Below are 13,315 nucleotides of genomic sequence, written 5' to 3'. Positions count from 1 at the left end.
CGCCAGGGTGCCGCCGCCAACCAGCTGGCGATCGCGGCGGTGGCGCCGCAATTCGCCCCGGCGGCGCAGACCGCCACGGTGCTGGTGACGATCTGCATCATCGTCACGTCGATCCTGGTGCCGATCCTCACCGGGCTCTGGTACCGCCGGTTCGGGGCGGGCGCGGCGGAGGCCAGGGCCGAGCCGCCGCCGACGCCCTTCGAGGGGCGTGCCCGGAGTAGGGGGGGGCGGCTCAGAAATCGACCGCGAGACCCTTCACCTCCCAATCCTGGTAGCGCACCGGCTCCAGGCCACCGCGGCCGAGATGCTCCGGCGCGGCGCGGATCGCAGCCGCGCGGGCGTCGATCGCGGCCCGGCGCTCGGCCGCCTCGGCTGAGGCACGCTCGGCCGCAGGGCTGAGTTTGCGCGGGGCCGCGGCGGCGCCATCGGTCGCATCCTGTCCGTTCGGGTCTTGCATCGCGGTCGCTCGGGTGTGAGGGCGTGTGTCAGCGGATCATCGGGTTCAGGAGTAGAAGTGGCATCGCGGGACACAGGCCGCAACATTCCGGTCGAGACATCGACGGGTACGCCCGACACCGCGGGGCTCGGCGCCCGGCGGGCCGCCCTGAATGCGGTGGCCGAGATCATCGGCCAGGAGCGCCCCCCGGCCCTCGAGGAGACCCTGGCTCAGGCGATCCGGACGGAGAACCTGAGCCCCGCCGATGCGGGCCTGGCCCGGGCGATCGCGGTGGCGACCTTCCGGCGCTACGGCCTGATCCGGGCGGCCCTCGCCGCCCGGCTCGAGCGCGCCTGCCGGTCGACAAGCCGCGGCTCACCGCGCTGCTCGCCACCGCGACGGCCCAGATCCTCGACCTCGCGGTCCCCGACCACGCCGCGGTCGATTGCGCGGTGCGACTCGCCAAGGGGGACAACCGCACCGCGCATCTGGCCGGCCTGGTCAACGCGGTGCTGCGCCGGGTCGTGCGGGAGCGCGACGCGATCCTGGCCGCCTCCGCCGACGCGCTGGCCGTCAACACGCCGGACTGGCTGGCGAGCCGCTGGGTTGCGGCCTACGGACCGGAGCGGGCGGCCGCCATCGCGCAGGCCCATCTCGCCGGGCGGCGATCGACCTGACCCACGCGGCGACGCGCCGCGTGGTCGAGCCGCTTCGGTGCGGCGCCTGCCGACCGGCTCCCTCCGGCTGCCGGAGAACGGGCCGGCGATTCCCGACCTGCCGGGCTTCAGGAGGGCGCCTGGTGGGTTCAGGACGCCGCCGCCGCGATCCCGGCGCGGCTGCTCGCCCGCAGCGGGCGCCGGGTGTCGATCTCTGCGCCGCCCCGGCGGCAAGACGATGCAGCTCGCTGCCACCGGCGCGCGGGTGACGGCGGTCGACCGCTCGGCGCCGCGGCTGGAGCGCCTCCGCGAGAACGTCGCCCGCCTCGGCCTCGACGTCGAGATCGCGGTCTCCGACGCCCTGGCCTTCCAGGCCCAGGACCACGACGCGGTGCTGCTCGACGCCCCGTGCTCGGCCACCGGCACGATCCGGCGCCACCCCGACGTGGCCTGGACCAAGTCGAAGTCCGACATCATCCGGCTGTCGCTGCTCCAGGTCAGGCTCCTCCAGAGCGCGGCCGAGTTGGTGCGCCCGGGCGGCCGGCTGGTCTACTGCACCTGTTCGCTGGAGCCCGAGGAGGGCGAAGCGCAGATCGCCGCCTTCCTGGCCCGGGACACCCGCTTTGCGCGCGTGCCGGTGCGGCCGGAGGAGATCGGCGGCGCCGCCGAGATGATCGACGGCAACGGGGACCTGCGCACCCTGCCGTGCCACCTGCCCGAGGTCCCGGGCGCCCGCGGCGGCCTGGACGGCTTTTTCGCGAGCCGGCTCGAACGCGTGGGGTGAGGAGCGCCCCGCGGCCCTTTCCGTCATCGCGGGCGCAGCGACGCATCCGAGCAGAGCACGCGCTCGAGAACGGCGGATCCTTGGGCGAGGGACCGCGCGCGACCGGGTGCAGGCCGATCGGCACCCTACGCCGCCCTTGACAATGTTCCTATTTTGTGCTCATTAGCCGTCACCTGTCCTTCGGCGCTGTGGGGGTGACTCCACGGCGCTCCTCGGGGGTCCGTCCGGTGGCTGACCGGCGGGCTCGGGGATGGGGCGATGCCCGCGTCGGTGGCTCTCAGCCGCCATCGCCCCGGGCGGCGTGCCGATGCGGGCGTGTCTCGGATACGGGCGTGAAGATCGGGCGGTAGTCTGCCCGGCGGGGTGCGGAAATGCCCCCGCGGCGACCCGGATCTGGGCGTGACCCTCAGAAACCTGCGGACCCGCCCACTACGAGGCGGATGTCGGGTGGAAGGCCACGGCGGTGATGCGGGTTCCGGGGGCGTCTCGGCTGCGATTGCGGCTTGGGCGCCATGGGCAGTGACCGCTAACACGGAGTCGCGGGGATCGGGGCGTCGCACAGACATCGCGACGAGACAGACGGCACCGGCCGGGGACCATGCCCGGCCGATGCCGCGGGTCGCCGCGGGGATCGGATCCCGCGCGTAACTTGGCCGACACCTGGGTTCCCGCGGCGTCCCGCGTCCAGCGTGAGGAGACTTCTTGGGCCATGCCCCCGGCGCACCAGGCGCGCGGGGACGATGAAGCCTGTCGGGAGGTCGCGTGCGAACCGTTGATTCGATCCGTCTGGTCTGGATCGACTAGGTTGGCTGATGAATATCCGCCGCCGAGATCTTTCGGCCGGGGATCGATAGGTTTTTGTCACACTTCGTTCGAGGAGTAAGGCGGAGCCGCCGTTGAGGCGGGGAACGATTATCGCTAGCGTGCCGCCAAATCGGGAGGATGCACGGCAACCGTGCACGGGATGGATATGGCACACGCAACCCACGCGACGACCGCGCCCGGCGCTCCCCGCGAGCCCTGGTACAAGGTCCTCTATATCCAGGTCCTGATCGCCATCGTGCTCGGCGTCCTGCTGGGCTGGTACGACCCGGCCACCGGCAAGGCGATGAAGTGGCTCGGCGACGCCTTCATCGGCCTGATCAAGATGATGATCGCGCCGATCATCTTCTGCACCATCGTACACGGCATCGCGTCTGTCGGCGATCTCAAGAAGGTCGGCCGGGTCGGCGTGAAGGCGCTGGTCTATTTCGAGGTCGTCTCCACCCTGGCGCTGCTGATCGGCGTGCTGGTCGGCGAGGTGATCCGGCCGGGTGCCGGCTTCAACGCCGACCCGACGAAGCTCGATGCCAGCAAGGTCGCGAGCTACGCCAACAAGGCGGCCGCCGATTCCACCGTCGCCCACATCCTGGCGATCATCCCCAAGAGCTTCCTGGATCCCTTCGCCACCGGCGACCTGCTGCAGGTGCTTCTGATCTCGATCCTCACCGGCGTGGTCGTGACCAGCCTCGGCGAGCGCGCGGCCGCGGTGAACAGCGCGATCGATACCGCCGGGCAGATCTTCTTCAAGATCATCGGCATCGTGGTGAAGCTCGCCCCCGTGGGCGCCTTCGGCGCGATGGCGTTCACCATCGGCGAGTACGGCATCCAGAAGGTCTACGACCTCGCCTGGCTGGTCGGCACCTTCTACGTCACCGCGATCCTGTTCGTGGTCGTGGTACTGGGCAGCATCGCCAAGGTCGCGGGCTTCTCGATCTTCCGCTTCCTCGCCTACATCAAGGACGAGCTGCTGATCGTGGTCGGCACGTCCTCGTCGGAGACCGTGCTGCCGCAGCTGATGACCAAGATGCGCCGGCTCGGCGCCTCGGATTCGGTGGTCGGCCTCGTGGTCCCGACCGGCTACTCGTTCAACCTCGACGGCACCAACATCTACATGACGCTCGCCACGCTGTTCCTGGCGCAGGCGGTGGGTGCGGACCTGACCTTCGCGCAATACGCGACGATCATCCTGGTGGCGATGCTGACCTCGAAGGGCGCCTCCGGCGTCACGGGCGCCGGCTTCATCACCCTGGCGGCCACGCTCTCGGCGATCCCGAACAGCCCGGTCCCGGTCGCCGCCATGACCCTGGTGCTCGGTATCGACAAGTTCATGTCCGAGTGCCGCGCGCTCACCAACCTCGTGGGCAACGGCGTCGCCTGCGTGGTGGTCAGCCGCTGGGAGGGCGAGCTCGACATGGCCAAGCTCAACGAGGTGATGGCCCATCCGGTCGCGATCGGCACCGACATCTCCGACCACGCGCCGCAGCCGATGGGGACCGACACCAAGGTCACCAAGGTCGCCGCGGCGGAGTGATGCCGGCGCCCAGCGGGCGGGCTCGCCTCGGCATCGATCTCGGCGGCACCAAGATCGCCGGAATCGTGCTGGATTCCAGCGGCGCGACCCTGGCCGAGGCCCGGGTCCCGGCCCCGCGCGGCGATTACCGGGGTACCCTCGACGCCCTGGCCGCCCTGGTGGAGCGACTGGAAGCCGAAGCCGGCGCCGCGTCCGGCGCTCCTTGCAGCGTCGGCATCGGCATGCCCGGCAGCCTGTCGCCGGCGACGGGCCTCGTGCGCAACGCCAACTCCCACTGGCTCAACGGTCATCCGTTCGGGATCGACCTCGCGCAGCGGCTCGACCGTCCGGTCCGGATCGAGAACGACGCCAACTGTCTCGCGGTCTCTGAGGCGGTCGACGGCGCCGGGGCCGGCGCCCGGGTGGTCTGGGCGGTGATCCTGGGCACCGGGGTCGGATCGGGCATCGCCATCGACGGCCGCGTGCTCACCGGCCGCAACGGCATCGCGGGCGAGTGGGGCCACGGCCCCCTGCCGGCGCCCACCCCCGACGAGCAGCCAGGACCGGATTGCTATTGCGGTCGCCGGGGCTGCGTCGAGACCTGGCTGTCCGGGCCAGGACTCGCCGCCGACCATGCCCGTCGGCACGGCGGCCATCGCACCGCCGAGGCTGTCGTCTCCGCCGCCCGCGACGGCGACGAGGACGCGCGCAAAACCCTGACGACGCATCTCGACCGGCTCGGGCGCGCCGCGGCCCAGGTGGTCAACCTGCTGGATCCGGACGTGATCGTGATTGGCGGCGGCCTGTCGCGCATCCCCGAGCTGATCGCCGGACTGCCCGGTGCGATCGCCCCGCACGTCTTCTCCGACGCCTTCGACACCCCCGTGCGCGCCAGCCTCCATGGCGACGCCTCCGGGGTGCGCGGGGCGGCCTGGCTCTGGGAAGCCGACCGATAACACCGGCTCGAGAGCTGGCCGCCGCTCCGGGATGCCGATGCGCCGGTGCCGGAGGAGCCTTGGACATCGCGGTCGTCGGGCGAACCTGAAAGTTACCTCCAAGGCCCGGCCGGGCGGCGCAGCCCGGGGCAAGGCGGCGGGAGACCACAGGGGGGAGACCACAGGGACGTGTACGGCGGGCCCCTTGCCCATGCCGGGAGGGCAGGGCAGGAGGGCCGCACCCGCTACCGCGAAGCCCCGATGATCGTCCGCACCCGGCCCAACCTGTTCACCCTGCTGTTCACGATGCAGGGCTCGATCCTGCCGCGGGTGGCCCAGAAACTCGTCGGGATCGTCGCGGTCTCCTGCCTCGTGGTCTGGGCGGAGGCGCGCTGGCCCGCTTTCTTCCCGGTGACCGCCGGGGTCGCGCCGTTCACGCTGGTCGGCCTCGCCCTGTCGATCTTCCTGAGTTTCCGCAACAACGCCTGCTACGAGCGCTGGTGGGAGGCTCGGAAGGCCTGGGGCAGCCTGATCGGCGAGGTGCGCAACCTCGCCCGCCTGATGCCGGCCCTGCTGCCGGCCGCCGAGGCGGCGCCCCAGCTGCGGCGCCTGTCGGCCTTCGCGCACGGCCTGCACGCCCGCCTGCGCGGCCTCGACGAGGCCCGCGCGGTGGACGGGAAGGCGCCGGGCTCGGACCTCTGCGGCCCGAACCCGACCGATTCGGTCCTGGCCGCCATGACCCGCGACCTCGCCGGGCTGATGCGGGCCGGGCGCCTCACCGACATCCAGTTCGGCCTCCTGGAAACCCGGATCGAGGCCCTGTCCGGGGTGCACACCGCCTGCGAGCGGATCGCCAACACGCCGCTGCCCTTCGCCTACACGCTGCTCGTCTACCGCACGGCCTGGCTCTACTGCCTGCTGCTGCCGGTGGGCCTCGCGGGCTCGCTCGGCTGGGCGACGCCGGTCGTGGTGGCGCTCGTCGGCTACACGTTCTTCGGCCTCGACGCCCTCGGCGACGAATTGGAGGAGCCGTTCGGCACCGAGCCGAACGACCTGCCCCTCGACGCGATGGTCCGGGCCGTCGACCGCATCGTCCACCACGCCCTGGGCGAACCGATGCCGGCGCCGCTCGCACCGGACGGGTATTGGCTGCGGTAGCGCCGGGATCAGCCGTTCCAGGCACGCAGGACCGGTTCGCTGCGGTCGTGCTCGTATCCCAGCACGCTGACGCTGGCGGTACCGAGCACCAGCAGCGCGCCGCCCTCCGGCGGCAGGCCGATCCAGCGGGCGGCGAGCACGCGCAGACAATGGGCACTGGAAAAGAGGATCAGGTCCGCATCCAGGGCGCGGATCCGGGCGATGACCCGGTCGGCCCGGGCGCCGACATCGGCGGCCGTTTCGCCGCCGGGGCAGCCGTCGCGAAAAAGCCGCCAGCCCGGGCGCTCGGCCAGGATCTCCTTCGTGGTCCGGCCCTCGTAGGCGCCATAATCCCACTCGGCGAGGTCCGGGTCGATCGTGCGGGCCGCGCCGAACCCCGCGAGCGCGCAGGTGGTCGCCGCACGACTCGACGGGCTCGACCAGACCGCCGCATAGGCTCCGGCCGCCAGGCGCGGCGCGAGGGTACGGGCCGCCGCCTCGCCCACCGGCGTCAACGGGATGTCGCTGCGCCCGGTATGCTGCCCGGACAAGCTCCAGGCGGTCTCACCGTGGCGGACCAGAGTGATCTGTGGGAGCTTGGTCTGGGACATGCGCGCCTCCGGGTGCCTGCACGCAACGCACCTGCACGCATCCGGCACCCAAAAACCAGGCAATACGCTGGCACCGCAACATCACCCTTGCGCCTCCGATGAAACGGACATAAACATATCTTTATGTCTAGCGCTGAGAGTCGAACGGCGGGATCGATCCCTTTTCCAGAAGCCCTGGGCGTCCTGCGCGCGGCGGCCGAGGAGACGCGCCTGCGCATCCTGGCGCTGCTCACCGACGGCGAATTGTCGGTCTCCGACCTCACCGACATCCTGGGCCAGTCGCAGCCGCGCATCTCACGCCACCTCAAGCTCTTGGTGGAAGCCGGTCTCGTCGAGCGGCATCGGGAAGGAGCCTGGGCTTTCTTCCGCCTGTCCGAGGCCCGTGCCGGCCTGGCCGACCCCCTCCTGTCCGGGTTGGACCGGAATACGCCACCGCTCTCGGAGGATCGGGCCCGGCTCGACGCGGTCCGCACCCAGAGGGCCGAGACGGCCCAGACTTTCTTTGCCCGACTGGCGCCCAAATGGGATGAGCTGCGCTCCCTGCACGTTCCCGAGGCGACGGTCGAGGCGGCGGTCCTCGATGCGCTGGGCGAGCGCCCCCTCGGCAGCCTGATCGATCTTGGCACCGGCACCGGCAAGATGCTCGGCCTGCTCGCCCCGCGGGCCGCCCGGGCCACCGGCCTCGATTCGAGCCACGCCATGCTGTCGGTCGCCCGGGCCAACCTGGAGCGGCGGGGTTTGTCGCGCGTGGACTTGCGCCAGGGCGATATCCATGCGCCGCCCTTCGCCCGGGCGAGCTTCGATCTGGTGGTGGTGCATCAGGTGCTCCACTATCTCGACGATCCGGCCCGTGCCCTGCGGGGCGCCGTGCGTCTCGTGGCACCGGGCGGACGGCTCCTGGTGGTGGATTTCGCGCCGCACGATCTCGAATTCCTGCGGACGAGCCAGGCCCATCGCCGGCTCGGCTTCTCCGCGGACCAAGTCTCCGGCTGGCTGGCCGAGGCCGGGCTCGCCACGGTCGCAACCCGCGATCTGGTGCCCCGGGAGGTCGGCCAGCTGACCGTCACGCTGTGGCTCGCGCAGGAAGCCAGTCACCGGCAGGCCGGCCTCGACCGCGCCGCCGAACCGCTCCAGCGAGCGGTCGCCTGACCCCGAAGTCCGGCGGCCCTTACACAACCTGTCACCCTTATCGTCTGAACCGACCGACATAGAGGACGAGATCCGATGCGCCGCCCCACCCACCGCGCCAGCCGAGACGGCTACCACCCGATCCGCGTCTCGATCGAATTCTTCCCGCCCAAGACCGACGAGATGGAGAAGGTCCTGTGGTCGTCGATCGAGCGTCTGGCACCGCTTCAGCCAAAATTCGTCTCCGTGACCTACGGGGCGGGCGGCTCGACCCGGGAGCGCACACACAACACGGTCGCCCGGATGATCCGCGAGACGACCCTCAAGCCGGCTGCGCACCTGACCTGCGTGGATGCCAGCCGCGAGGAGATCGACGCGGTTGTGCAGTCCTATTGGGATGTCGGCGTCCGCCACATCGTGGCCCTGCGCGGCGATCCGGCCGACGGCGTCGGCCACGCCTACCGGCCGCATCCTGAAGGCTACGCCACGACCGCGGAGTTGGTGGCGGGAATCAAGCGCATCGGCGACTTCAAAGTCTCGGTCTCGGCTTATCCCGAGAAGCACCCGGAGGCCGCCACCCTCGATGCCGACATCGACGCCCTGAAGGCCAAGGTCGATGCCGGCGCCGACCAGGCGATCACGCAGTTCTTTTTCGAGAACGAAGTCTATCTGCGCTATCTCGAGAAGGTCCGGGCCGCCGGGATCACGATCCCGATCATCCCGGGCATCCTGACGGTGCAGAACTTCAAGCAGTCGGCGAACTTCGCCCGGCGCACCGGTGCCTCGGTGCCCTACTGGCTGGCAGCCCGGTTCGAGGGGCTGGACAACGACGTGGAGACCCGCCGGCTCGTCGCCGCCGCCGTGGCGGCCGAGCAGGTGCTCGACCTGGTGGACGAGGGCGTCCAGGACTTCCACTTCTACTCGATGAACCGCTCCGACCTCGTCTACGCGATCTGCCACCTGCTCGGCCTGCGCGCGCAGGCGCCGAAGCTGGCGGCGGAGAAGGCGGCGGAGAAGGCGGCGGCTTAAATTCAGCTGCGCCCGGTTCGGGCGGCAGGGGGTTAGGACCATGGCCGAACCGCAGGATAGCGTTCTTCCGATTCGCCGGGGGATACGGACCGATATACGAGACCGCAGGCGGAATGCCGCGCGCGCGTTCACCGTGGTCAACCGTCGACTCGACCAAATCGAGCGTCGGTCCGGCAATCTTCAGGACGCCGTCGACGGCGAATCGCTCCTCGGGCGCTACGCGGCGGCCGAGGTCGAAGAACGTGTCGACGCGACCGAGACGCGGCCCGCCGCCCTGGGGAAGGCGCACTGATCCGGTCGAACGCCGGACCGGTTCAAGACAAGATCACACCCTCCGCCTCGTCCTGAGGTGCCGCGACGCGGCCTCGCGGGAGGGTTCCAGGGAACGCTAAGACATCTGGAGGCCTCCTTCGAGGCCTCCGTTTCGCTCCGGCACCTCAGGTTGAGGTGATCTGTTGGGACCGACCATGACTGACTTTCCGCCCGTCGACGGCACCGAGATCGCAACCGCGCTGCGCCAGCGCGCGTCGGAGAAGATCCTCGTCCTCGACGGGGCGATGGGCACCGTCATTCAGCGGCTCGGTCTGACCGAGGCGGATTTCCGCGGCGACCGGTTCAAGGATCATCCGAACGACCAGAAGGGCAACAACGACCTCCTGATCCTGACGCAGCCGGACGCGATCCGGCAGATCCATCTGGATTACTTCCTGGCCGGCGCCGACGTCTGTGAGACCAACACGTTCTCCGGCACCACCATCGCGCAAGGCGATTACGGCCTCGAATCGATCATCCACGACCTGAACCGGGAGGGCGCGCGGCTCGCCCGCGAGGCGGCGCAGCTCGCTGAGAAACAGGATGGTCGCCGCCGCTTCGTCGCCGGCGCCATCGGCCCGACGAACCGTACGCTGTCGATCTCGCCGGACGTGAACAATCCCGGCTACCGCGCAGTGACCTTCGATCAGGTCAAGACCGCCTACATGGAGCAGGTCCGCGGCCTGATCGCCGGCGGCGCCGAGCTGATCCTGATCGAGACGATCTTCGACACGCTCAACGCCAAGGCAGCAGTGGCCGCGGCCTGGGCCGTGTTCGAGGAGACCGGGATCCGCCTGCCGATCCAGATCTCCGGCACGATCACCGACCTGTCGGGCCGGACGCTGTCGGGCCAGACTCCGGCGGCATTCTGGAATGCGCTCCGCCACTCCGATCCGCTGACCTTCGGCCTGAACTGCGCGTTGGGCGCCCGCGAAATGCGCGGCCACATCGCCGAGCTGTCGCGGATCTGCGACACCCTGGTCTGCGCCTACCCGAACGCCGGCCTGCCCAACGAGTTCGGTCTCTACGACGAGAGTCCGGAGGCCATGGGGGCGCTGGTCGGAGAGTTCGCGCAAGCCGGCCTGGTCAACATGGTCGGAGGGTGCTGCGGCACCACGCCGGATCATATCCGGGCGATCAGCGAGGCGGTCGCCGGCAAGACGCCCCGGCAGACCCCCGAGATCCCGCGCCTGATGCGGCTCTCGGGCCTGGAGCCCTTCGTGCTCACCAAGGAAATCCCGTTCGTGAACGTCGGTGAGCGCACCAACGTCACCGGGTCGGCGAAGTTCAGGAAGCTCATCACCAACGGCGACTACGCCGCCGCCCTCGATGTCGCCCGCGATCAGGTCGCGGCGGGCGCCCAGGTGATCGACGTCAACATGGACGAAGGCCTGCTCGACTCGCAGAAGGCGATGGTCGAGTTCCTCAACCTCGTCGCTGCCGAGCCCGATATCGCCCGGGTCCCGGTCATGGTCGATTCCTCGAAGTTCGACGTGATCGAGGCCGGCCTGAAATGCATCCAGGGCAAGGCGATCGTGAACTCGATCTCCATGAAGGAGGGCGAGGAGAAGTTCATCGAGGCCGCCAAGATCTGCCGCTCCTACGGGGCTGCCGTGGTGGTGATGGCCTTCGACGAGCAGGGCCAGGCGGACACCTACGAGCGCAAGGTCGAGATCTGCACCAAGGCCTACCGGATCCTGACCGAGCAGGTCGGCTACCCGCCGGAAGACATCATCTTCGATCCGAACATCTTCGCGGTGGCCACCGGCATCGAGGAGCATAACGGCTACGGGGTCGCCTTCATCGAGGCGACCCGGACGATCCGCGAGACCCTGCCGCACGCCCACATCTCAGGCGGCGTCTCGAACCTGAGCTTCGCGTTCCGCGGCAACGAGCCGGTGCGCGAGGCGATGCACGCAGTGTTCCTGTACCACTGCATCCAGGTCGGGATGGACATGGGTATCGTCAACGCCGGCCAGCTGGCCGTCTACGACGAGATTCCGGCGGAGCTGCGCGAGCTGTGCGAGGACGTGGTCCTCAACCGCCGGGACGATTCCACCGAGCGCCTGCTGGAATCGGCCGAGCGCTTCAAGACCGGTGCCTCCGCCCAGGCCAAGACGGCCGACCTGACCTGGCGCGAAGCCGCTGTGGCCAAGCGCATCGAGCACGCGCTGGTCAACGGCATCACCGAGTACATCGTCGCCGACACCGAGGAGGCGCGGCAGGGCGTCGAGCGCCCGCTCCACGTCATCGAGGGCCCGCTGATGGCCGGCATGAACGTGGTCGGCGACCTGTTCGGCGCCGGCAAGATGTTCCTGCCCCAGGTGGTGAAGTCCGCCCGGGTGATGAAGCAGGCGGTCGCCTATCTCGAGCCTTACATGGAGGAGGAGAAGCGCGCCAATGGTGGCGACGGCAAGCGCCAGGCCGCCGGCAAGGTGCTGATGGCCACCGTGAAGGGCGATGTCCACGACATCGGCAAGAACATCGTCGGCGTCGTGCTGGCCTGCAACAACTACGAGATCATCGATCTCGGCGTGATGGTCCCGGCCGCCAAGATCCTCGACGTGGCCCGCAAGGAGAACGTCGACATCGTCGGCCTGTCCGGCCTGATCACGCCGTCGCTCGACGAGATGGTCCATGTCGCGGGCGAGATGGAGCGCGAGGGTTTTTCCGTGCCGTTGCTGATCGGCGGCGCCACCACGAGCCGCGTCCACACCGCGGTGAAGATCCACCCGGCCTACGCCAAGGGTCAGGCGGTCTACGTCACCGATGCGAGCCGCGCGGTCGGCGTGGTGTCGAGCCTGCTGTCGAAGGAGACCCGCGACACGACGATCGAGAAGGTGCGTGCCGAGTACGCCAAGGTCTCGGCCGCCCATGCCCGCTCGGAGCTCGACAAGCAGCGCCTGCCCCTGGCCAAGGCCCGGGCCAACGCGTTCAAGGTCGATTGGTCGGGCTACGCGCCGAAGAAGCCGGCCTTCACGGATGCCCGGGTGTTCGGGTCTTACGAGGTCGCCGACCTCGTCCCCTATATCGACTGGACGCCGTTCCTGCAGACCTACGAGTTCAAGGGCCGCTTCCCGGCGATCCTCGACGACCCGGACCAGGGTCCCGCGGCACGCGCCCTCTACGAGGATGCGCAGGAGATGCTCAAGCAGATCGTGGCGGAGCGCTGGTTCAACCCGAAGGGCGTGATCGGCTTCTGGCCGGCCAACAGCGTCGGCGACGACATCGTGCTCTACACCGGCGAGCGCCGCAGCGATCGGCTGGCGACCTTCCACGGTCTACGCCAGCAGCTCTCGAAGCGTGACGGCCGGCCCAACACCTGCCTGTCGGACTTCGTCGCCCCCGCGGAGACCGGCATCGCCGATTACGTCGGCGGCTTCGTGGTGACGGCCGGCCTGGAGGAGGTGCGGATCGCCGAGCGGTTCGAGCGGGCCAACGACGATTACCGGGCGATCCTGGTGAAGGCGCTGGCCGACCGGATCGCCGAGGCCTTCGCCGAGCGCATGCACGAGCGCGTCCGTCGGGAGTTCTGGGGCTACGCGGCGGACGAGAGCTACACGCCAGCGGAACTGACGAGCGAGCCCTATGCCGGCATTCGCCCGGCCCCGGGCTACCCGTCCCAGCCCGATCACACCGAGAAGACGCAGTTGTTCGATCTCCTGAAGGCCGAGCGACGGATCGGGGTGAAGCTGACCGAGTCCTACGCCATGTGGCCGGGCTCCTCGGTCTCGGGACTCTACCTGGCGCACCCGCAGGCGCATTACTTCGGCGTCGCCAAGGTCGAGCGCGATCAGGTCGAGGACTACGCCCTGCGCAAGGGCATGGACATCCGTGAGGTCGAGCGCTGGCTCGGGCCGATCCTGAACTACGACCCGACGCGGTATCTGGCGGAGGCCGCGGAGTAGGGGGGCAGCCACGCATCCAACGGCGGCCCGTCTCCGTGAAACGGGGT

The 13,315-nt window shown here is 69.8% G+C and carries 9 protein-coding genes and 2 pseudogenes; 9 read left to right on the top strand and 2 right to left on the bottom strand.

Annotated elements, in window-relative coordinates; all coding sequences use genetic code 11:
- Positions 1-39: 39 nt before the first annotated feature.
- Positions 40-90, top strand: a pseudogene (locus FVA80_RS31905) (hypothetical protein); the annotation flags it as partial.
- A gap of 142 nt (positions 91-232) precedes the next feature.
- Here FVA80_RS31905 and FVA80_RS11105 read toward each other — a convergent pair.
- Positions 233-457, bottom strand: coding sequence for a DUF1674 domain-containing protein (locus tag FVA80_RS11105; protein ID WP_147957830.1), 225 nt, complete (start codon positions 455-457; stop codon positions 233-235).
- A gap of 156 nt (positions 458-613) precedes the next feature.
- Here FVA80_RS11105 and FVA80_RS11100 point away from each other — a divergent pair.
- The 4 genes and pseudogenes from FVA80_RS11100 (at position 614) to FVA80_RS11085 (ending at position 6,301) form a co-directional block, all read left to right on the top strand.
- Positions 614-1,876 (top strand): annotated as a pseudogene (locus FVA80_RS11100) (RsmB/NOP family class I SAM-dependent RNA methyltransferase).
- Between the two features lie 970 nt (positions 1,877-2,846).
- Positions 2,847-4,229, top strand: coding sequence for a dicarboxylate/amino acid:cation symporter (locus FVA80_RS11095; protein ID WP_147906968.1), 1,383 nt, complete (start codon positions 2,847-2,849; stop codon positions 4,227-4,229).
- Positions 4,229-5,164: an ROK family protein gene (locus FVA80_RS11090; protein ID WP_147906969.1), complete on the top strand. Its 936-nt coding sequence runs from the start codon at positions 4,229-4,231 to the stop codon at positions 5,162-5,164. Before FVA80_RS11095 ends, FVA80_RS11090 begins: the two co-directional genes overlap by 1 nt.
- 240 nt (positions 5,165-5,404) lie before the next feature.
- A complete protein-coding gene (locus FVA80_RS11085) occupies positions 5,405-6,301 on the top strand; it encodes a bestrophin family protein (protein ID WP_147907046.1) in 897 nt (298 codons plus the stop codon).
- An 8-nt stretch (positions 6,302-6,309) separates the two neighbouring features.
- Here FVA80_RS11085 and FVA80_RS11080 read toward each other — a convergent pair whose 3' ends face one another.
- A complete protein-coding gene (locus tag FVA80_RS11080) occupies positions 6,310-6,891 on the bottom strand; it encodes a histidine phosphatase family protein (RefSeq protein WP_147906970.1) in 582 nt (193 codons plus the stop codon).
- A gap of 123 nt (positions 6,892-7,014) precedes the next feature.
- On the opposite strand from FVA80_RS11080, the gene FVA80_RS11075 reads away from it, so the two are divergent.
- The 4 genes from FVA80_RS11075 (at position 7,015) to metH (ending at position 13,268) form a co-directional block, all read left to right on the top strand.
- Positions 7,015-8,040 (top strand): metalloregulator ArsR/SmtB family transcription factor, encoded by a 1,026-nt coding sequence (locus tag FVA80_RS11075; protein ID WP_147906971.1) that lies wholly within the window; start codon positions 7,015-7,017, stop codon positions 8,038-8,040.
- Positions 8,041-8,115: 75 nt separating this feature from the next.
- Positions 8,116-9,048, top strand: coding sequence for a methylenetetrahydrofolate reductase [NAD(P)H] (metF, locus tag FVA80_RS11070; protein WP_147906972.1), 933 nt, complete (start codon positions 8,116-8,118; stop codon positions 9,046-9,048).
- A 40-nt stretch (positions 9,049-9,088) separates the two neighbouring features.
- Complete coding sequence (locus FVA80_RS11065; protein ID WP_147906973.1) at positions 9,089-9,340, top strand: hypothetical protein; 252 nt, start codon at positions 9,089-9,091, stop codon at positions 9,338-9,340.
- A gap of 175 nt (positions 9,341-9,515) precedes the next feature.
- Positions 9,516-13,268, top strand: a complete 3,753-nt coding sequence (gene metH / locus FVA80_RS11060; RefSeq protein WP_147906974.1) for a methionine synthase — start codon at positions 9,516-9,518, stop codon at positions 13,266-13,268.
- Positions 13,269-13,315: the final 47 nt, after the last annotated feature.

Source organism: Methylobacterium sp. WL1, assembly GCF_008000895.1.
In the GTDB taxonomy this organism is placed as follows: Bacteria; Pseudomonadota; Alphaproteobacteria; order Rhizobiales; family Beijerinckiaceae; genus Methylobacterium.
Note: the sequence above shows the minus strand (reverse complement) of the source record. Positions and strands in the feature narration are given on the sequence as shown.

Excerpts from the sequence above, each read along its gene's own strand:
- FVA80_RS11095 (WP_147906968.1), top strand. The coding sequence starts at position 2,847 with ATGGCACACGCAACCCACGCGACGACCGCGCCCGGCGCTCCCCGCGAG.
- metH (WP_147906974.1), top strand. The coding sequence starts at position 9,516 with ATGACTGACTTTCCGCCCGTCGACGGCACCGAGATCGCAACCGCGCTG.
- FVA80_RS11090 (WP_147906969.1), top strand. The coding sequence starts at position 4,229 with ATGCCGGCGCCCAGCGGGCGGGCTCGCCTCGGCATCGATCTCGGCGGC.
- FVA80_RS11075 (WP_147906971.1), top strand. The coding sequence starts at position 7,015 with ATGTCTAGCGCTGAGAGTCGAACGGCGGGATCGATCCCTTTTCCAGAA.
- metF (WP_147906972.1), top strand. The coding sequence starts at position 8,116 with ATGCGCCGCCCCACCCACCGCGCCAGCCGAGACGGCTACCACCCGATC.
- FVA80_RS11080 (WP_147906970.1), bottom strand. The coding sequence starts at position 6,891 with ATGTCCCAGACCAAGCTCCCACAGATCACTCTGGTCCGCCACGGTGAG.
- FVA80_RS11065 (WP_147906973.1), top strand. The coding sequence starts at position 9,089 with ATGGCCGAACCGCAGGATAGCGTTCTTCCGATTCGCCGGGGGATACGG.
- FVA80_RS11105 (WP_147957830.1), bottom strand. The coding sequence starts at position 457 with ATGCAAGACCCGAACGGACAGGATGCGACCGATGGCGCCGCCGCGGCC.
- FVA80_RS11085 (WP_147907046.1), top strand. The coding sequence starts at position 5,405 with ATGATCGTCCGCACCCGGCCCAACCTGTTCACCCTGCTGTTCACGATG.